22 protein-coding genes are annotated in these 18,150 nt (G+C 41.2%); 21 read left to right on the forward strand and 1 reads right to left on the reverse strand.

The genetic code is table 11. The features are described 5' to 3' along the window. Window positions 1-33 precede the first annotated feature (33 nt). The gene (locus tag A3GS_RS0104680) at window positions 34-384 is read right to left on the reverse strand and encodes a DUF3397 domain-containing protein (protein ID WP_026216275.1); all 351 of its coding nucleotides are present in this window, start codon (window positions 382-384) and stop codon (window positions 34-36) included. A 171-nt stretch (window positions 385-555) separates the two neighbouring features. Between A3GS_RS0104680 and rplK the strand changes: the two genes are divergently transcribed. From rplK to A3GS_RS0104790, 21 genes are all read left to right on the forward strand, one after another. After that, window positions 556-981 (forward strand): 50S ribosomal protein L11, encoded by a 426-nt coding sequence (gene rplK / locus A3GS_RS0104685; protein WP_018364263.1) that lies wholly within the window; start codon window positions 556-558, stop codon window positions 979-981. Between the two features lie 97 nt (window positions 982-1,078). After that, entirely contained in the window at window positions 1,079-1,768 is a 690-nt protein-coding gene (gene rplA / locus A3GS_RS0104690) for a 50S ribosomal protein L1 (RefSeq protein WP_018364264.1), read from the forward strand. 140 nt (window positions 1,769-1,908) lie between these two features. Next, entirely contained in the window at window positions 1,909-2,649 is a 741-nt protein-coding gene (pyrH, locus tag A3GS_RS0104695) for a UMP kinase (RefSeq protein WP_018364265.1), read from the forward strand. 8 nt (window positions 2,650-2,657) lie between these two features. Beyond that, window positions 2,658-3,215: a ribosome recycling factor gene (gene frr / locus A3GS_RS0104700; protein ID WP_018364266.1), complete on the forward strand. Its 558-nt coding sequence runs from the start codon at window positions 2,658-2,660 to the stop codon at window positions 3,213-3,215. 47 nt (window positions 3,216-3,262) lie between these two features. After that, window positions 3,263-4,120: an RNA-binding virulence regulatory protein CvfB gene (gene cvfB, locus A3GS_RS0104705; RefSeq protein WP_018364267.1), complete on the forward strand. Its 858-nt coding sequence runs from the start codon at window positions 3,263-3,265 to the stop codon at window positions 4,118-4,120. A 23-nt stretch (window positions 4,121-4,143) separates the two neighbouring features. Next, entirely contained in the window at window positions 4,144-4,638 is a 495-nt protein-coding gene (locus A3GS_RS0104710; RefSeq protein WP_018364268.1) for a hypothetical protein, read from the forward strand. Window positions 4,639-4,727: 89 nt separating this feature from the next. Next, window positions 4,728-5,237 carry a peptide-methionine (S)-S-oxide reductase MsrA gene (msrA, locus tag A3GS_RS0104715; protein ID WP_018364269.1) on the forward strand — a complete coding sequence of 170 codons (510 nt, stop codon included), beginning with the start codon at window positions 4,728-4,730 and terminating at the stop codon, window positions 5,235-5,237. Next, complete coding sequence (locus A3GS_RS0104720; RefSeq protein ID WP_018364270.1) at window positions 5,234-5,449, forward strand: YozE family protein; 216 nt, start codon at window positions 5,234-5,236, stop codon at window positions 5,447-5,449. Before msrA ends, A3GS_RS0104720 begins: the two co-directional genes overlap by 4 nt. 85 nt (window positions 5,450-5,534) lie before the next feature. Continuing rightward, on the forward strand, window positions 5,535-6,767 hold the full coding sequence (locus A3GS_RS0104725; RefSeq protein ID WP_240430887.1) for a PTS sugar transporter subunit IIC: 1,233 nt from the start codon (window positions 5,535-5,537) through the stop codon (window positions 6,765-6,767). A 40-nt stretch (window positions 6,768-6,807) separates the two neighbouring features. Continuing rightward, complete coding sequence (locus tag A3GS_RS0104730) at window positions 6,808-7,599, forward strand: alpha/beta hydrolase (RefSeq protein WP_420805164.1); 792 nt, start codon at window positions 6,808-6,810, stop codon at window positions 7,597-7,599. Window positions 7,600-7,685: 86 nt separating this feature from the next. Beyond that, window positions 7,686-8,075 carry an NUDIX hydrolase gene (locus A3GS_RS0104735; protein ID WP_156808872.1) on the forward strand — a complete coding sequence of 130 codons (390 nt, stop codon included), beginning with the start codon at window positions 7,686-7,688 and terminating at the stop codon, window positions 8,073-8,075. Window positions 8,076-8,289: 214 nt separating this feature from the next. Further along, window positions 8,290-9,546, forward strand: a complete 1,257-nt coding sequence (locus tag A3GS_RS0104740; protein ID WP_018364274.1) for a LysM peptidoglycan-binding domain-containing protein — start codon at window positions 8,290-8,292, stop codon at window positions 9,544-9,546. Between the two features lie 572 nt (window positions 9,547-10,118). After that, window positions 10,119-11,285 (forward strand): MFS transporter, encoded by a 1,167-nt coding sequence (locus A3GS_RS0104745; RefSeq protein ID WP_018364275.1) that lies wholly within the window; start codon window positions 10,119-10,121, stop codon window positions 11,283-11,285. A 79-nt stretch (window positions 11,286-11,364) separates the two neighbouring features. Beyond that, the gene (locus A3GS_RS0104750; protein WP_026216276.1) at window positions 11,365-12,417 is read left to right on the forward strand and encodes a PhoH family protein; all 1,053 of its coding nucleotides are present in this window, start codon (window positions 11,365-11,367) and stop codon (window positions 12,415-12,417) included. Window positions 12,418-12,643: 226 nt separating this feature from the next. Beyond that, window positions 12,644-13,150 (forward strand): GNAT family N-acetyltransferase, encoded by a 507-nt coding sequence (locus tag A3GS_RS0104760; protein WP_018364278.1) that lies wholly within the window; start codon window positions 12,644-12,646, stop codon window positions 13,148-13,150. Between the two features lie 389 nt (window positions 13,151-13,539). Further along, the gene (locus A3GS_RS0104765; protein ID WP_018364279.1) at window positions 13,540-14,121 is read left to right on the forward strand and encodes a uracil-DNA glycosylase family protein; all 582 of its coding nucleotides are present in this window, start codon (window positions 13,540-13,542) and stop codon (window positions 14,119-14,121) included. A gap of 962 nt (window positions 14,122-15,083) precedes the next feature. Further along, window positions 15,084-15,581: an rRNA maturation RNase YbeY gene (gene ybeY, locus A3GS_RS0104770; RefSeq protein WP_018364280.1), complete on the forward strand. Its 498-nt coding sequence runs from the start codon at window positions 15,084-15,086 to the stop codon at window positions 15,579-15,581. Then, on the forward strand, window positions 15,562-16,014 hold the full coding sequence (locus tag A3GS_RS0104775; RefSeq protein WP_018364281.1) for a diacylglycerol kinase family protein: 453 nt from the start codon (window positions 15,562-15,564) through the stop codon (window positions 16,012-16,014). The genes ybeY and A3GS_RS0104775 overlap by 20 nt, the downstream gene beginning before the upstream one ends. 27 nt (window positions 16,015-16,041) lie before the next feature. Beyond that, window positions 16,042-16,941 (forward strand): GTPase Era, encoded by a 900-nt coding sequence (gene era, locus A3GS_RS0104780; RefSeq protein ID WP_018364282.1) that lies wholly within the window; start codon window positions 16,042-16,044, stop codon window positions 16,939-16,941. A gap of 1 nt (window position 16,942) precedes the next feature. Further along, on the forward strand, window positions 16,943-17,419 hold the full coding sequence (locus A3GS_RS0104785) for an NUDIX hydrolase (protein ID WP_018364283.1): 477 nt from the start codon (window positions 16,943-16,945) through the stop codon (window positions 17,417-17,419). 142 nt (window positions 17,420-17,561) lie between these two features. Beyond that, window positions 17,562-18,086, forward strand: a complete 525-nt coding sequence (locus A3GS_RS0104790; RefSeq protein WP_018364284.1) for a mycothiol transferase — start codon at window positions 17,562-17,564, stop codon at window positions 18,084-18,086. Window positions 18,087-18,150: the final 64 nt, after the last annotated feature.

Raw genomic sequence — 18,150 nt, forward strand, 5'->3', positions numbered from 1 at the left:
AAAAAGAGATGGGAAACCACCTCTTTTGTCGCTTTAAACGATAAAAATAATAACTAGAAGTACCAGATAAAAAGCAAGAGTTAGGAAAAACCCTGTCCGCCAGAAAAACTTGAAAAAGCGTTTGTAGGAGAAGTTTTCTGTCCGTCTAATAAGATGAATGGTTAATAAAATAGCCAGCAGAGATAAGGCAATTAAATAATAGGGGATGAGACTGTGCGTTAAAAATTTACTTGAAACGAGAAAGATTTCCAAAGCGAACAAAGGAAAAGACAAATCGGTAAAAAGAATGCCATGTTTTTTAAGTTTAAATAGGCTAATGATTATTTGTGAAAAAATAGGTGTCAGTATAACAAAGACCAAGGCAATTAACTTGTAAATCATCATAGTCTTATTTTATACTGAAATACTTTGAAAGTAAACTTTTTCCTGGAAAAAGATATAAAATCCTTGCATTTTTCAAGAAATGAGTTATACTAATTTAGTATGCTATTTAGCATATCTGTGGGAGGTAAAAATCTTAATTACCGCCAAAACCACAACAGGAGGATTTTTTAAATGGCTAAAAAAGTCGAAAAAGTTGTTAAACTTCAAATTCCTGCTGGTAAAGCTACACCAGCTCCACCAGTTGGACCAGCTCTTGGTCAAGCAGGTATTAACATCATGGGATTCACTAAAGAATTTAACGCTCGTACAGCTGACCAAGCTGGTATGATTATCCCAGTTGTTATCTCAGTGTATGAAGATAAATCATTTGATTTTGTAACTAAAACACCACCAGCTGCTGTTCTTTTGAAAAAAGCTGCAGGTGTTGAAAAAGGTTCAGGGACACCTAACAAAACTAAAGTTGCAACAGTTACTCGTGCACAAGTACAAGAAATTGCTGAAACTAAAATGCCAGACTTAAACGCTGCAAATGTCGAATCTGCAATGCGTATGATCGAAGGTACAGCTCGTTCTATGGGATTCACTGTTGTTGACTAAAACAACCCCCTAGACCCGCTCACTTCATCAGTAACTTAAGTGACGTGGGAGATTTTAAATCAAATCGATATGACCACATTACAAGGAGAAAATTAAAATGGCTAAAAAAAGTAAAAACTTACGTGCTGCTCTTGAAAAAATCGACAGCACAAAAGCATACAGCGTAGAAGAAGCTGTAGCTCTTGCAAAAGAAACTAACTTTGCAAAATTTGACGCAACTGTTGAAGTTGCTTACAATCTTAACATTGACGTTAAAAAAGCAGACCAACAAATCCGCGGAGCAATGGTATTGCCAAACGGAACTGGTAAAACTCAACGTGTTCTCGTTTTTGCACGTGGTGCTAAAGCTGAAGAGGCTAAAGCTGCTGGTGCAGACTTCGTTGGTGAAGATGACTTGGTTCAAAAAATCCAAGGTGGTTGGTTAGACTTTGATGTTGTTATCGCAACTCCAGACATGATGGCAGTTGTTGGACGTCTTGGACGTGTCCTTGGTCCACGTAACTTAATGCCGAACCCTAAAACTGGTACAGTAACAATGGATGTTGCTAAAGCAGTTGAAGAATCTAAAGGTGGTAAAATCACTTACCGTGCTGACAAAGCTGGTAACGTTCAAGCTCTTATTGGTAAAGTATCATTTGACGCAGACAAACTTGTTGAAAACTTCAAAGCTTTCAACGACGTTATTGTAAAAGCTAAACCAGCTACTGCTAAAGGTACTTACATCACTAACCTTTCAATCACAACTACACAAGGTGTTGGTATCAAGGTTGATACAAACTCACTTTAATGAGTTGAATGGCTATCTCGTTTGAGGTAGCCATTTTTGTAGTCGATTTATCATGTGAAAGTCTTGTAATCCTAAAATATTTTCTAGGTAATTCCCCTAAATTATGGTAAAATAGTATGGGTAAAATAAGGAGTAATAAAATGGTAGAACCTAAGTACAAACGTATTTTGATTAAGTTATCTGGTGAAGCTTTGGCTGGGGAAAAAGGTATAGGTATTAACCTTCCAACTGTGCAACAAATTGCTAAAGAAATTGCTGAAGTACATAGTTCAGGTGTCCAAATTGCACTTGTCATTGGTGGTGGTAATCTCTGGCGTGGTGAACCTGCTGCAGAAGCTGGTATGGATCGTGTTCAAGCAGACTACACTGGTATGCTTGGTACGGTTATGAATGCCCTTGTTATGGCAGACAGCTTGCAACAATATGGTGTTGATACGCGTGTGCAAACAGCTATTCCAATGCAAAATGTAGCAGAGCCATATATTCGCGGACGTGCCCTTCGTCACTTGGAAAAAGGTCGTATCGTTGTCTTTGGTGCTGGTATTGGTTCGCCTTATTTTTCAACCGATACAACGGCTGCTCTTCGTGCGGCTGAAATTGAAGCGGATGCTATTCTCATGGCTAAAAATGGTGTGGATGGCGTCTATAATGCCGATCCTAAGAAGGATGCCAATGCTGTTAAGTTTGACGAATTGACACACGTTGAAGTTATTAAACGCGGCCTTAAAATCATGGATGCAACAGCTTCCACATTGTCAATGGACAATGATATTGACCTTGTAGTCTTCAACATGAATGAACCAGGTAACATTAAGCGTGTTGTCTTTGGAGAAAATATCGGTACAACTGTTTCCAATAAATCAACTGAACAAGGAGAATAATCTATATTATGGTAAATGCTATTATTGAAAAAGCGAAAGAACGCTTTGAACAATCTCACCAATCATTAGCACGTGAATTTGCATCTATCCGTGCAGGTCGTGCTAATGCTAGTCTTTTGGATCGTATTCAAGTTGAATACTACGGTGCTCCAACACCACTTAACCAATTAGCTTCTATTACGGTACCTGAAGCGCGTGTGCTTTTAGTCTCACCTTTCGATAAGTCATCATTGAAAGATATTGAACATGCCATCAACGCATCTGACCTTGGTATCAATCCAGCTAATGATGGTTCTGTTATCCGCTTGGTTATCCCAGCTCTTACAGAAGAAACACGCCGTGACTTGGCTAAAGAAGTGAAAAAAGTTGGTGAAAATGCAAAAGTTGCTATCCGCAACATTCGCCGCGATGCAATGGATGAGGCTAAAAAGCAAGAAAAGGCAAAAGAAATTACTGAAGATGAGTTGAAAACTCTTGAAAAAGACATTCAAAAAGCGACAGATGAAGCTGTTAAACACATTGATAGCATGACAGCCAACAAAGAAAAAGAACTCTTGGAAGTGTAAGGAGTTGGGGCTGTGCCCCGCTCCTATTTTTATAGAATTGAGAAATTATGAATCATTTACTTGCAACCGTCATCACAGGTTTGGTGACAGATGAAAATGATAAGTCCTACTTTGTCCAAAAAGATGGTGTGACCTTCGCCTTAGATAAATCAGAGGGTCAGCACCAGATTGGTGAAATGGTTAAGGGCTTTGTTTACACAGACTTACATCAGAAAGCAAGGCTGACAACTGTTCCAGTGGCAACTAGCAGGACAAGTTATGGCTGGGGGGTGGTAACCGATGTGCGTCGTGACTTGGGTGTCTTTTTAGACACTGGTCTTAAAGATAAGCAATTTGTGGTATCGCTGGACATCTTGCCTGAGCTTAAGGAACTTTGGCCTAAAAAAGGCGACAAACTTTATGTGCGTCTTGACGTGGACAAAAAAGGCCGTATTTGGGCGATTCCTGCTCAACCTGAAGTTTTCCAAAAGATGGCTGCACCTGCCTACAATAATATGCAAAATCAAACCTGGCCAGCTATTGTTTATCGTTTGAAATTATCAGGAACTTTTGTTTATTTGCCAGAAAACAATATGCTTGGCTTTATCCACCCAAGTGAGCGTTATGCGGAACCTCGTCTAGGTGAAGTCGTTAATGCTCGTGTTATTGGTTTTCGAGAAGTTGACCGTACCCTGAATTTGTCTCTTAAACCGCGTTCGTTTGAAATGTTGGAAAATGATGCTCAGATGATTCTGACCTACTTGGAATCAAATGGCGGATTTATGACATTGAATGATAAATCTTCACCAGATGATATCAAGGCAACTTTCGGTATTTCCAAGGGACAATTTAAAAAAGCTCTAGGCGGGCTTATGAAAGCTAAGAAAATTAAGCAAGATCAGTTTGGTACAGAATTGATTGACTAGTTTTGAGAAAGAAGGGGTACTTTATGACCATTTTTTTAAAAGTGACTTTGGTCGGTATGGTCATGAGTTTCATCTTTAATTTCATACTTGCTCGTCTTTGGCTGGCTTACCCAGCTGCTGTGGTCAACATGTTACCTAAAGAAATTCAAGCGCTAGCTCCTAAAGCTGACCCTAAGCCATTATGTAGGGTCAGGTGGAGCTTGTTTTTCCTTTATTTGCTCATTTTAGCCATTGGCTTGATGACAACAGCTTTATTTCAGATTAGAGGTTTTATACCTCTCTTCCGGATAGGCTATTGGCAAATGTTTTTGGTTAACTTAGGTGATTTGATTGGCTTGGATTGGTTCTTTCGAAAGAAATACTTGTGGAAGCTCATGATCGTGGGAACAGAAGATTGTCCGATCTGGAAAACTAAAGAATGGATGATGAGTCTGGGTTTGCCGGAGCATTTGCTATTTTGGCCGCTGATCGTTTGTCCTATGATGGGGCTTATCTATCAATGTGTGAATTTTTTGTAAGTAGGTATAAGTTATTTTATATAGTAAAATCTCAGACTTTCTGGGATTTTTCTGCTAAAATAAAAGCATTATAATTTAAGAGGTGCCAAATGGAACGTGCAATTTTTGCGGGCGGCTGCTTTTGGTGCATGGTGCAGCCTTTCGAGGAATTAGATGGAATTTTGTCAGTGAGGTCTGGTTACACAGGCGGTCATGTAGTCAATCCAAGCTATGAAGAGGTCTGCTCGCACACAACTGGTCACACCGAAGCCGTCGAAATTATTTTTGACAGTAGTAAGATTTCCTTTGCTGAATTAGTGGAAATTTACTGGACACAGACTGATCCGACAGACGCTCTTGGTCAGTTTGAAGACCGTGGGGATAATTATCGTCCTGTTATTTTCTATTTTAATGATCTTCAAAAGAAAATAGCAGAGCAGTCTAAGGCTAACTTGCAAGCTTCAGGTCGTTTTGATCAGCCTATCGTGACCAGGATTGAGCCTGCGCAGCCATTTTATGAAGCTGAAGAATATCATCAAGCTTTCTATAAAAAGAATCCACAACGTTATGAGCAAAGCTCTGCTATTAGACATTCATTTTTAAAGGAGAAGTGGCAATGAGAAAATCATTTTATAGCTGGCTCATGACCCAGCGAAATCCCAAAAGCCATGATCCAGTCGCTATTTTAGCTGATTTGGCTTTTGATGACACGACTTTTCCTAAACATACAGATGATTTTGAAGAAGTCAGTCGTTATTTAGAGGATGAGGCTAATTTTTCCTTTAATCTCAGTCAATTTGACCAGATTTGGGAAGACTATTTAGCGCATTAACATCGGATTGTTTTGTGTTAGTGGAGGAAGGCGCTCGTTGCTTTCCTTTTTTTGTCTTTCTTGCTGTGTTATAATAAGAGAGACTTTGGCAGATTGGAGTGATCAAATGCGATTTAATAACTTGCGAGAAATGGTTTATGAGAGCATGCAGCGATTTGTTCCTATTGCTCTCATTTATTCTTATATCTGTATCATTCAAAGTCTCTTTCTGACAGAGCGCAGCTTTTTTTCGGAGACTTTGTCTCTAAACCTATATAAAAATAGTTGGCTGTCTACTTTTGCTGATCGTTTGCTGTCTATTAATGGTTTGGTTTTAGACTTGCTGATGGGGCTTTTTTCAGCCTTTTTACTGAAGAAGTTAGTTAGTAGGGAATCAGAGCAATCTTTTTTATCTAGCCTTTTTCTTTTTATCTTTATTTGGTTTTGTCTGGGGCAATCCAATGTGCTTTTCAATAATCATTTGTTGGCCCAGCCTTTCTGGTTTCTCTCTATACTTGTGACAATTCTCTTTTCTTTTCTTAGCAATTGGGCAAGACGTTGGGAAAGAAAAACGCCCTTGTTGGTTTGGCTCCCAATTATAGGCCTTGTTTATCTGTCAACGAGTTTTAACGATTTAGCCAATCTTTTTCCCAACTTAGACCTAAACTATGCTTGGCAAAGTCTCTTTTTTGACTTGATTGGTAATGGTCCGACTCAGTTTATTACGGTTTTGGTTTGGTCTTTATTGGCAGTCTTTTTTCAGCTTTTCGGTTTTCCCAATCCAGCCTCTCTAACAGGAGCGGATTTTTACCTGCCTGTGGTGACGGACAATCTTAATGCGGTGCTCAGCCATTCTTCGGGAAAGGTAGAGCACTTAATGACCCTTTATACCTTACAATCTTCTTTTGCCCTTTTTGGTGGCGTAGGAATTTTGTTAGCCTTGGCTTTGGCAATTCTTATCGTTTTTAGAAAGAAGTCTGCTGGTCAGAGCAAGACCTATCTGATTTTGTCGGCTCTACCCTTGGTTTTCGACCAGCCTTTACCCTTTTTGATGAGCTTTCCTATTTTATTTCAGCCTTTGCTTTTGCTCCCAATGGCAATATCAACAGCTTTGGCGGAAGCTTCAGGAGCGATTTGCTTGTCATTAGGATTTCTGAAGCCTGCTATTTATGATGTTCCTGCTGGAACGCCCAACTTACTTTTTGGCTTTTTAGCCTCCAATGGTGACTGGCGTTATTTGTTAGTTGTGGGCGTGATTCTAGTCGTTTCAGCTGGTATTTATTATCCTTTTGTCAGGAAAATACTGGAAAGGGAGGCTTGTCATGAAAATGTGGCTTAGTCGCTTGTTAGGACTTCTGGTCCTTTGTCTATTTATCTTTATGGCTGTGGTTGGCCGCCAGCATCTTGTCGGAACGACTAAGTTTACGCGCCAAATTTATCGTTCAAGAATGAGACCAACCATTTTGGTTCCGGGTTCAAGCGCCACTCAGGAGCGCTTTAATAGTATGGTTAGCTCACTCAACAAAACAGGTAAAAAGCACAGCCTGCTCAAGCTGACAGTTAAGAAAGATAATAAGATTTCTTATAGTGGTCACTTAGCAGCTAATGATGAGCAGCCCTATATTGTCATTGCCTTTGAGGATAACACTGACAGCTATACTACCATTAAAAAGCAGGCTAAGTGGTTGCAGCTGGCTTTGACTCAGTTGCAAAAGAAGTATCGTTTTAGAAGTTTCAATGCCATCGGTCATTCCAATGGCGGTCTGGATTGGACCCTTTACCTAGAAAAATATTATGACGATAGTTCTTTTCATATGATGAAACTGATGACTATTGGCTCACCTTACAATTTTGAGCTGGAGTCTAGTTCTCACCGTACCCAAATGCTAACAGACTTAATTGCTAATCGTGAGGAATTGCCAGAAGATTTAACGGTTTATAATGTTGCAGGAACCAATTCTTACGATGGTGATTACATTGTTCCCATTGCTAGTGTCGAGTCAGGCAAGTATATTTTTCAAAAGCAGGTTAAGCACTACACGCAAATCACTGTAACAGGAGACGATGCCCAGCATTCTGACCTACCTCAAAACGAGGAAGTTTTGGCCTTGATATCAGAGCATATTTTAAATATCAAAATGAAGGGCAATAAGTCTATCAGGCCTTTCTAGAGTTGAAGACAACATAGATGAAAGAGACAGAAGATGAAAATTTCTTTTAACACCCAAGATGGACGATTTTCTATAATGTGGCAGCTGTGGTGTTTTATGACGATAACATTTTGCTATCTAAAAATGAACTTTTTCCAGCCTACTATTTACCAAGTTGTCGTGTTGACATGACGGAGCGCGCAGAAGTAAGTTTTCTGGCAGAGCTAAAGCAAAGTCTGGACCTTGACAATGAAGCAGAGCTTGTCAGGCCTTTATGGTTTGCAGAAGGATTTCAAAAGAATGCCTTTCATGATCTGACTCTTTACCTACAAGTGAACGTCAGACAGACAAATTTGGGAAAGAGCTTTAGACAAGTTGATGAAGACAGCTGGATAGATTATATGTGGTTACCTCTTGACCAGATCAATCAAGGAGACATTTATCCTAAGTTCTTGAAAGAGGTTAAGGAATTACCTCAGAATTTCAGCTTTATTTGAGAATGAGTTGTCAACGAGTCACGCTAGGCGTGATTCGTTTCTTTATCTACAAAGATGGCAAATGTGACAAGATATTAGTACGATGTATCAAACTATGAAGTCCTTTACAAGCAGAAAGCAATTTCTTTAAGAAAACTTAAAAGGCATCTTTTCTACCTTTCATTATGGTATGATATATTCCATACTCTTAAAAAGCAGAAAAGGAAAAGACACTATGTCTCATACATTTACTAAAAAATCACTTTTATTTTCAACTCTCGTTTTATCGGTCTTTGCGGCTAGTCAGGTCAAGGCGGATGAAAATGCTAGCGCCTGGACAGCTCGTTCGGTAGAAGAAATCAAGGCTGACCTTGTTAGCCAAGACAATCAAAAAACCTACACCGTGAAATACGGTGATACCCTAAGTACCATTGCAGATGCGATGGGGATTGATATGGTTGTCTTAGCCAACATCAATAAAATTGCTAATATTGATTTGATCTATCCTGATGCCATCTTGACGACAATCTATGATGACAAGCAGGAAGTGGTTTCTGTTACAGTGGAGACACCAGCTGCAGCAGGTTCTGACGAGACCATCTCTGCTTCGGCTGATTTGGCTAAAAATGAGGTCACTGTTGGCAATGAAGTTGTGGCTATCGGTGATTTGCAATCGGTGGCTGAAGCCAATCAGGCAAACAGTACCACAAAAGTAAGCACAAGTGAATCTTCACAAGAAGTTCAGCCATCTTCCACAACTGAAGCAAGTTTAGAGCAGACTGAAAATCAAGTTCAAGAAAGTAGCCAAGAGGTGGCGCCAGAAGTCAGTCAAGAGGTGGCAGCTGAGGCAACCAGTGCCGATTCAGAAGTTGAGACTGGTCAAGAAAGTTCATCTATCACAGCAGATAGCCAGACAACTGCTCCGGTGGCAGAGAGTCATAATCAACCAAGTCAAGCCGGCACGACTGAAGAAACTAATGCCAACCAGACGACCATCCCGACGGTTGAAAGTGCGACTCAAGCTATCGTTGAGAGCAAGGACAGTCAAACAAGCTATGGTCAATCCAGTCAGCCCCTTCAAGAGGCAATCAAGCAGATGGTGGAAACCAGTGCGAATTCAGCTAGTCAAACGAGCTCTGTAACGGATGATAACACGGGTCTGCAATCACAAACGGCAGCTTTTAAAGAAGAAGTAGCCAACACCTTTGGCATCACTTCTTTTAGTGGCTATCGTGCTGGGGCCTCTGACGACCACGGTTCAGGTTTGGCCATTGACTTTATGGTGCCGCAAAGTTCAGTTCTCGGAGATCAGGTTGCCCAGTATGCCATTAATCACATGGCTGACAGAGGTATTTCCTACATCATTTGGAAACAGCGGTTCTATGCTCCATATGCAAGCATCTACGGACCTGCTAATACTTGGAATCCAATGCCAGACCGTGGCAGCGTGACAGCCAACCACTACGATCATGTACATGTGTCTTTTAATTAAGATTAGCAGCATTTAAAAAACTGCTATTTTGGGGTCGCTGGGCTCATAGAATAGCAATTTATCTTTTTCCAGAGGAACTTGTCACTCATTCATTTCAAGACCATCGTTTATCTTCGTTCTGACAGTCACTTTTTAAGTGGCTGTTTTTATGTTATAATGGGACTGTTTTTGATACGAACATAGAAAATACTGAAGGAGAGTGGGCTATATGCGCGTACTTGGTACAATTTAACACTCAGTGAAAATCAAAATGATACTTGGTTGAGAACTTAACATGCTTACGATGCTTTGGAAAAAGATGAATCTTCCTAGATGTTTAATGTATCTTCGTCAACTTCCCTATTTTCCTTTGTATCGCTTAGCGGCTTTGTATTTTTGTTTCAGATTGCCATCTCTGCAAGTGACAGGCGATCCGAAAAGTGTTTTACATTGTCGCTGTTATCAGATAGGTTTGACACTTGCTCTAGTATCGTTTGATTTTCTTGAAAGATGTTGGAGCAATCTGCTTGTTTTTACAGATTGCTCTCTAATCCAACCCTTGTGGCACTAGTATTATATTAAGGAAATTTTCTATGTTTCAAAAATCGTATCATCATAATATTGCTCTTTTGGGGGCAACAGAGTTTTTTAGTTTCTTTGGGATTACCAGTTTTTGGTTGCTCTTTCTGAGTCAGCACGGTATGAGCCTGTGGCAAATTGGGATGCTGGAGAGCCTTTTTCACGCGACCAGCCTCTTGTCAGAAGTCCCCTCAGGTCTTTTGGCTGACCGATTTAGCTATCGAACCAATCTTTACCTCAGTCGTCTGACCTCCATCTTGTCTTGCCTGCTGATGTTAGCTGGTCAGGGCAACTTTTGGATTTATGCTGGGGGCATGATTCTCAACGCCTGGTCTTACAATTTTGATTCGGGGACGAGCGCAGCCATGCTCTTTGAGTCTGTTAAAGAAGCTGGGCTGGAAAAGAGATTTCTCAAAATCTCCAGCTTTCTTTCAGGCATCTCAGAAGGCACTAGAACCTTGGGTACAGTGGCAGCGGGATTCTTTGTTCATGGCTTGCTAGAACTGACTTATCTTATTCAAATCGCTTGTTCACTGGTGGTTGTCTTTCTCATCTTCCTCATGAAAGAACCGACTGTCAAGAAAGAAGCTAGGCAATCTGCCAGTCTGCATAAGATTGTTAAAATCGTTCTGAAAGAATTTAAGCGTAATCCCAATCTTCTCATTTGGCTGGTCACCAGCCAAATCATCAGTGCTGTTATGTGCATGTTTTATTTTTACTATCAAAATGAGTTGGAAAGTCTGACTTCGTGGCAGATTAGCCTAATCATGTTAGTTTCCAGTGCCATTAACATTGCGGCTGTTTGGTTGGCTAGCCAGATTGGGGAAAATCGCAGAGCGCTCAGTTTGTTTCCAATTTTAGTTGGTTTGACAGGTCTGATTTACCTATTTGCCATGACAGGCTTACCCCTTGTTTATGTTTTGATCTACTTGTTGACGGACGGCTTATACGCCCTCTTTGTTCCCATTTACAGCAATGACTTGCAGCTACTGATTCCAAGTGATGTGAGAGCCACCATGCTCAGCGTCAATGCCATGCTTTTCAGTCTGTCCATGATTGTTATCTTCCCCTTGACAGGTTTCCTGATTGACACGCTGGGCTTTTCCTTGACCTTCCTCGCGCTGGGAATTCTGCTTATCCTTTGTGTTCCCTTGCTCATTTTGGGGGCGCAGCTATTTTAGCAAATAATTGGCCAGAATCACGCTTTTGCGTGATTTTTTGGTATAATGAAGTCACCAACAAGAAGAAAAGAGAATGAATTTGCAAGAATTTTCTAGTGAAATTGCTTTACAACATCCTGATGACATGCTGGCGCTCTTTGGCTCCAACGAGCGTCACCTGCGGTTGATGGAGGAAAATTTAGGGGTCATTATCCATGCTCGCACCGAGCGCGTTCAGATTCTAGGTGATGACGAAAAAGCTGTCGAATTGGCTCGCTTGACCATCCAGGCTCTCCTTGTCTTGGTTGGGCGTGGCATGATTGTCAATACCTCTGATGTGGTAACAGCCCTTTCCATGGCACAAAATGGAACGATTGACAAGTTTGTTGCCCTCTACGAAGAAGAGATCATCAAGGACAGCTATGGCAAACCTATCCGCGTCAAAACATTAGGGCAAAAGATTTATGTGGATAGCGTTAAGAACCACGATGTGGTCTTTGGTATCGGCCCAGCAGGGACTGGGAAGACTTTCTTAGCTGTTACGCTAGCGGTCACGGCTCTCAAGCGCGGACAAGTCAAGCGTATCATCTTGACCCGCCCTGCGGTAGAAGCAGGTGAAAGTCTTGGTTTCTTGCCCGGAGACCTCAAGGAGAAGGTTGATCCTTACCTGCGTCCTGTCTACGATGCTCTCTATCAGATTTTAGGTAAGGAGCAAACAACCCGTCTTATGGAGCGAGAAATCATTGAAATTGCTCCACTGGCTTACATGCGTGGACGGACCTTGGATGACGCCTTTGTCATCTTGGACGAAGCGCAAAATACCACCATCATGCAGATGAAGATGTTCTTGACCCGCTTAGGCTTCAATTCCAAGATGATTGTCAATGGGGATATTAGTCAGATTGATTTACCTCGTAATGTGAAGTCGGGTTTGATTGATGCGACAGAGAAATTGAAAAAGATTAAGCAGATTGATTTTGTTTACCTGTCAGCCAAGGATGTAGTGCGCCACCCCGTCGTTGCAGAAATCATCAATGCTTACGAGGAAGGTAGCCATTTTTCAGAAGAAAAATCAGGCTTGACTAGTTATGAAAGTATTGGTGAGCCAGCCAAGGAACTAGAAGGTAGCCAAGCTATAAATCCTCTTGACTGATTGGGGTAAGTTGCATACGGCTGAACGAGGGTAAGTATGCTTGCAGAAGCCTCTGCCTTTGGAGCTGGGAATCCAATTTTGTGGACCAGGGATTTTATCCAAAGAGCTAATAGTAGAATTAGTCATCAAGAAAAAATGATTACGTGACCGATGGTAAGATTGTGCTGACCATCAATGCCTCATCTTGCACCGTTATTACAGGATATAGAAAGTGAGAAATTGAATAGTGGTTGCTATTGAAAATTTGTCTGAACATTATAATTGTCGCAGGGTGACGCAAGCTGATTTTCCAGCTGTTTTAGCTCTGTATGAAAGTAATCCTCTGTATTTTCAGTATTGTCCGCCAGAACCAAGTTTGGACAGTGTGAGAGAAGACATAGAGCGGTTACCTGATGGTAAAACGAAGACTGATAAGTTCTTTGTAGGTTTTTGGAACGGTGCTGATTTAGCGGCTGTCATGGATTTTGTCTATGCTTATCCTGATGAGCAGACGATTTTTATTGGTCTGTTTATGCTTAATCAGTCTTATCAAGGAAAAGGCCTTGGTAGTCAGCTTGTAGCAGAAGCGCTAGCCCATTTTTCAGAAAACTTTCAAAAGGTTCGATTGGCATATGTCAAAGGAAATCCCCAATCTCAGCATTTTTGGGAAAATCAGGGTTTTCAGCCGACTGGCGTTGAGGTGGAGCAGGACTTGTATAGAGTTGTCATTATGGAGAAAAACTTAGGGAAATAAGCATGATTGATATTGGCGTCAAAAATAGACAGTAACACTTTTGAACCTGAAGTCGTACCAAGGCTTCTTTTTCTTTAGTATGCTCTCTATAATAAGGAGTTCCGTGGCTAGCAGCTAAATCTGGGCAACATACCGCTGGGACATGCGCAGTATCTTCTTTATCTGAACTACTACCAGGACATTATTCTTATTGTCTTAGGCCTTATCAATTTCATTGAGGATCGGATTGTTTTCTTATCTTTCAGCTAATATTTTTTGGCGCCATATTGCATTCATAGATTGAGCTTGTTCAGAAAGAAAGTTCCATTTGATAAAAAAGTCTAATACTTGTAAAATGGTAGTGCGTTTCTTAGTTTAGAAAAACCGCGACACTGAGAATAGGAGGAGACATGGATAAAATCACACAAGCCATCATGCAAGATGAGCAAAATAAACAGTACACTTTAGATGGTATCAAACCGCTTTACTCGGCACCAAGGACGGCTCGCATTGTCATCGTTGGGCAGGCGCCAGGCATTGTGGCGCAGGAGACCAGACTCTTTTGGAATGACCGTAGCGGTGTGCGTCTGCGTGACTGGATGGGCGTTGATGACGAGACTTTTTATCATTCGGGACTTTTTGGCATCATTCCTATGGATTTCTACTATCCAGGTAAGGGGAAATCAGGTGATCTACCACCTCGTAAGGGTTTTGCGGAAAAATGGCATGCACTGCTCTTGGAGCAAATGCCTGACGTTCAGTTAATCATTCTGGTCGGTGCTTATGCACAAAAATATTATCTCAAAGATAATTTCAAGAAGAATTTGACCGAGACGGTTCACCATTTTGAAGACTATCTCCCTAATTATCTGCCCTTAGTTCACCCATCACCTCGCAATCAAATGTGGATGAAAAAGAATCCTTGGTTTGAAGAAGACCTCCTGCCTATCTTGAAAGAAAAGGTGGCCAGCATTTTAAGTCAACCCAGTTAAGATAAGTAAGAAGAGAAGTTCACTATTGCTAAAAAATCAATAAGAGATAAGAACTTCTAGTGCCCAGCAAGCGCTAGAGGTTTTGTTATGGATCGGATCCCTAACAAGATAAAAGCCCGTTGTTACGGGTTTTAGTCAAGTAAATCATAGCACTAGTCTGAACGAAGTTCAGCGAAGGTCTTTAGACGTCGCTGGAGGGAAACGGCTTATAGCTGGTGTACAAGCCACCCGTTTTCACGGGTGGTTATGACTTGGTAAAAAATGAAGATATAAGAACCTGTATTCACAGTTCAGCACTTCTATCTAAGGCTAGATTTTCAGCTACTCATCGTTAGTTTTTTCAAAATACAGTCAGTATTCCCTCAAGAAACTGCCTTGATTAGCGAAAAACTATCTCTGATCTATAAGCACTTTGCGTGTGAATACAGGTTCTAAGAGATAAAATTAGTCTTTTTTTCTTGATTTCGTCTTGAAGAGTTTCTGGGTCAGAAGGCTCCTTGTCCTCAGCCTTCCTAGAAATTTGCCGAGTTAGTTAATCAATATAGTATTGGCGTGATATGCTGGGCAAGGAAATCAATTGTCCATAGTTAGCAGCTTCACAAATTTCCACTAAAACGGCTAACATTCAGCTGATAGAAGTTGATGGCATCCTCGCAATTCCTCCTTGTTTACTTAGTAATATTTTATTATAACCGATTACTGTTTTTTGGGGGAAAAGAGTAATTTTTAAGACGGAGTTAAAGTTTAAAACTATAAGATAAATAACTGGAGAAATGAAAAATAAATCTTTCTGAATGGAGAATGATCTGTAATACCTTCTAGTATCACACCTTATAAAAGCAGGACTATCCTGTTTTTTTGTTAGGCTTGTGGTATAATGGGAGGTGAGAAATGTAGAACGAATAGGAAGGGTAAGGGCTTCAATTTTACTGAATGATTTGAGGAGTCCTGTGTATTTGTGAATGTATGTTGAAATGATTGATGAAACTGGTCAAGTTTCTGAAGAAATTAAGAAGCAAACCTTGGATTTATTGGAGTTTGCAGCTCAAAAGATTGGTAAGGAAAACAAGGAAATGGCGGTGACTTTCATTACTAATGAGCGCAGCCACGAACTTAATCTAGCCTATCGTGACACCGACCGCCCAACGGATGTTATTAGTTTAGAGTATAAGCCAGACGTTCCTTTTTCTTTTGATGAGGAAGACCTGGAAGACAATCCTGAACTAGCAGAGATGATGGATGAGTTTGACAGTTATATCGGTGAGCTCTTTATTTCCATTGATAAGGCGCGTGAACAGGCAGCAGATTATGGTCATTCTTTTGAGCGTGAAATGGGCTTCTTGGCTGTCCATGGCTTCCTTCACATCAACGGTTATGACCATTACACACCCGAAGAAGAAAAAGAAATGTTTACTTTACAGGAAGAGATATTGACTGCCTATGGACTTAAGAGAGAATGATGCAAACGAGGTTAAGGTTTACGAGAAATCAGGGAAGATTGAGCCAGAAGCGACCAAGAAGAAATGGAAAAACACCAACTTTTTAGATAGTTTTTCTTTTGCTGTGACAGGGATTAAGACAGCTTTTGCTGAAGAGCGCAATATGCGTAAGCATGCTGTCTCAGCTTTTCTGGTGCTTGTAGCGGGCTTGGTTTTTAAGGTATCCATTGTTGAGTGGATGATGTTGGCTTTGTGCGTTTTTTTGGTGATTACTTTTGAAATTGTCAACTCTGCTATTGAAAATGTGGTGGATTTGGCGAGTGATTACCATTTTTCCATGCGTGCCAAGAAGGCTAAAGATATGGCAGCAGGAGCGGTGTTGATGGTATCAATCTTAGCCATCATTATCGGTATGCTGATTTTCCTACCCAAGGTCTGGGCTCTGCTATTTTAAAAAAGAAAAACAATAAGAGGAAGTAAAATGACATTTAAGTCTGGCTTTGTAGCCATTTTAGGCCGTCCTAACGTCGGCAAATCAACGTTTTTGAATCATGTTATGGGGCAAAAGATAGCTATCATGAGTGACAAGGCGCAAACGACGCGCAATAAAATCATGGGTATCTATACGACGGACACTGAGCAGATCGTCTTTATTGACACGCCAGGAATTCATAAGCCTAAAACAGCACTGGGAGATTTCATGGTGGAGTCGGCTTACTCCACGCTTCGCGAAGTAGAAACGGTTCTCTTTATGGTACCAGCCGACGAGAAGCGCGGTAAGGGTGATGATATGATCATGGAGCGTCTCAAAGCGGCAAAAATTCCTGTCATCCTAGTCATCAACAAGATTGACAGGGTTCATCCTGACCAGCTTTTGGAGCAGATTGATGATTTCCGCTCGCAAATGGACTTCAAGGAAATCGTGCCTATTTCTGCCTTGCAAGGAAATAATGTTGAAACCCTCATGACCATTCTCAAGGACAATTTGGAAGAAGGTTTCCAATATTTCCCAGAAGATCAAATTACTGATCACCCAGAACGTTTCTTGGTGTCAGAGATGATTCGCGAGAAAATCCTCAAATTGACTGAGCAAGAAGTGCCTCACTCTGTTGCTGTCATCATTGAGTCAATGAAACGCGACGAGGAAACAGATAAGGTTCATATTCGCGCCACAATTATGGTGGAACGTGACAGCCAAAAGGGGATTATTATCGGTAAGCAAGGGGCTATGCTCAAGAAAATCGGTAAAATGGCTCGCCGTGACATTGAAATCATGCTGGGTGATAAAGTTTACCTAGAAACTTGGGTCAAGGTCAAGAAAAACTGGCGCGATAAGAAATTGGACTTAGCTGACTTTGGCTATAATGAGAAGGAATACTAGGATGACAGAGGACTATATTTCCTACATCCGCTCAAAGGTTGGACACGACAAGGTGATTCTCAACTTCGCTGGTGGCATCTTAGCCGACAATGAAGGTAAGGTACTTATGCAGCTACGCGGTGATAAAAAGACGTGGGCCATTCCTGGTGGTACCATGGAATTAGGTGAGTCGTCTTTGGATACTTGTAAGCGTGAGTTTCTGGAAGAGACAGGCATAGAGGTTGAAGCGACTCGTCTGCTTAATGTTTATACTAATTTTGAGGAAGTTTATCCCAATGGTGATGCGGTGCAGACAGTCGTTTTCATTTATGAACTGAAAGCTATATCAGAAATCACTATTGAGGGGTTTCACAATGAAGAAACCCTCGAGCTCCGCTATTTTTCAAGAGAAGAAATGGAGCAGTTAGAGTCAGTTTCTGCCAAACATCGTCTCATGCTGGATGAATATTTTACAAACAGCTTTGTCATGGGGCATTGATAGTGAGTTGGGGTGGGGCACAAAACGTCCTCCCTATTTTTATAGTTTTTGAAAATCAAAAGGATAGGTTTTTGCGACCATGACCGAAATGAACGGCTCCTATTTCGCTTGATTTTCTGTGATAATCAGAAGGAGGTCTCCTATGACTTATTTGGATATGTTAGTGGATAGTGTTAATCGTGCCAGAGAACGCTTTTTGCGCATGTTGGAAGGTGTTTCTTTGGTGCAAGCCAATGCCTTTCCTGCTGCTAGCACTTCCGCACAGCTCAAATCATTGACTTGGTTGACTTGGCACACGGCGCGTGAATTGGATTTACAGATTGCGGCCTTAGCTGGTCAGGACTCTATTTGGAAGAGTCAGGATTGGCAGGCAAAGTTTTCCTTTGAACTGGCGGAAAATGAAGATGGTTGGAATCATAGCTTGGAAGAAGCGCAGCGCATTGTGACTGATGACCTAGAAGATTTGCGAGGCTATCTCAATGCTGCGGCAGATGCGGCTATTACTTACCTGCAAAATCTGGACGAAAGTAGCTTATCAGACATTGTTGATGAATCTTGGACACCTGCGGTGACACGCGGCGTTCGTCTCGTCTCGATCATTGACGATGCGGTCATGCATTCAGGACAAGCTATCTACGCGAGACGCTTACTAGGCTTGAAAGATTAGGATTTTGGAAATAGCAGAGCAACAATGATGCTGTAGGCTACCTTCTTACGGAGAGTTTAGAGAA

The sequence above is a fragment of the Streptococcus caballi DSM 19004 genome (assembly GCF_000379985.1).
In the GTDB taxonomy this organism is placed as follows: Bacteria; Bacillota; Bacilli; order Lactobacillales; family Streptococcaceae; genus Streptococcus; species Streptococcus caballi.